The sequence below is a fragment of the Paenibacillus sp. sgz302190 genome (assembly GCF_059820445.1).
In genome coordinates, this window is record NZ_JBZYAO010000096.1 from 1 (window position 1) to 1,241 (window position 1,241).

Genomic DNA, 1,241 nt, shown 5'->3' on the forward strand with positions numbered 1-1,241 from the left:
TACAGCATTTTTTGAAAAGCGCAAGCGGCAGTTGATTCGAAGGGGCTGGAAACCGCCCGGGGAAGGAGTATGATGTATGGAATATACCGACGAGAAAATACTGGCGTTTCTTCATGAAGCGGAAAAAAGCAAGCAGTCAAGCGACATTCGTTCAGGGCCGGTACATGTAGGGAACCGGTACTACGAATTCGAAGAGCAGGCGTTTTTTGACGAGAAGCTTAAGGTTTATTTCCCAAAAGATTTCACGGATATGCTCGAAGAGCACAAAAAGCTGAAATATCCGTACGAGCAGCGTCCGCAAATCATCAAAAGTGATGAGACCGGAGCTATTAATTTTACGCTTAGCCGGATCGATCAGGGGCTGGAGGACGAGTGGGTCAAAGAATTGGCGGACGGCATGAAGGCGATCATCAAAAAAGCCAACCCGTCGCATGTATTTTACGAGGACGGGATTGAAGATGCCGGCGGCAAGCCGGTCGGATACTTCGACTTCAAAGGCGCAGCGCTGGATGGATCTATTTACTACATCATGTTTTTCCTGGAGTTTGAAGGGAAGACGGTCATGGGCACATTTTGCTGCAAATATGCGGATTACGCCGATTGGCGGGATGTGGCGTTCCAGGTAATCCGTTCCATTAGAGTGGTCAAGGAGGAGGAGTCGGCATGAGTGAACCGGTGTATACATACGCGGATATCGTCATTGCGCCGTATGAGTTCGAGAGCTTGTTGGAATTCCATCTCGTTCAGGAAGCGGGGGCGCATGCCCGACTGATGCTCAGCGGCATCGTTCCCGAGGAGAAGCTGGATCAGTATGTCGAACGGGCCGACGTGCAGGAGACGATCCGGGTGGCGGTGCGCGACGGGCAGCGGCAGCGAATGCTGTTTCAGGGGATCGTAGCGAACCTGACGGTACAAGCGATCCGCGGAGTCAGAAGGCTGACGGTGGAAGCGTACAGTGCAACCGTGCTGATGGATATCAAGAAGAGAACCCGATCGTTCCAGAACGGACAGTTATCTTATCGCGAGCTCTTTGAGCGTTTGACCGCAGGGTATCCGCAATCGGATGTGTCGGACGGGGCTTCGCAGGGGAAAAGCATCGGCGGACTGCTGGTGCAGTATCAGGAAACGGATTGGCAGTTTGCCCGGCGTCTGGCGTCCCATTTCCATGCTCCGCTGGTGCCGATGTGTACACAGGACGGCGTGAAAATGTCGGTGGGCTTGCCGGATCAAGGCGAACCGCA

General features: G+C 53.4%; 1 protein-coding gene and 1 pseudogene. Both read left to right on the forward strand.

Going from position 1 to position 1,241, the window contains the following annotated elements; genetic code table 11:
• Positions 1-76: 76 nt before the first annotated feature.
• Entirely contained in the window at positions 77-667 is a 591-nt protein-coding gene (locus tag AC6RNO_RS36610) for a hypothetical protein (protein ID WP_497108438.1), read from the forward strand.
• A pseudogene (locus tag AC6RNO_RS36615) lies at positions 664-1,241 on the forward strand (phage tail protein); the annotation flags it as partial. The gene AC6RNO_RS36610 and the pseudogene AC6RNO_RS36615, both read left to right, overlap by 4 nt.

Coding starts and splice junctions, on each gene's coding strand:
- AC6RNO_RS36610 (WP_497108438.1), top strand. CDS start 77: ATGGAATATACCGACGAGAAAATACTGGCGTTTCTTCATGAAGCGGAA.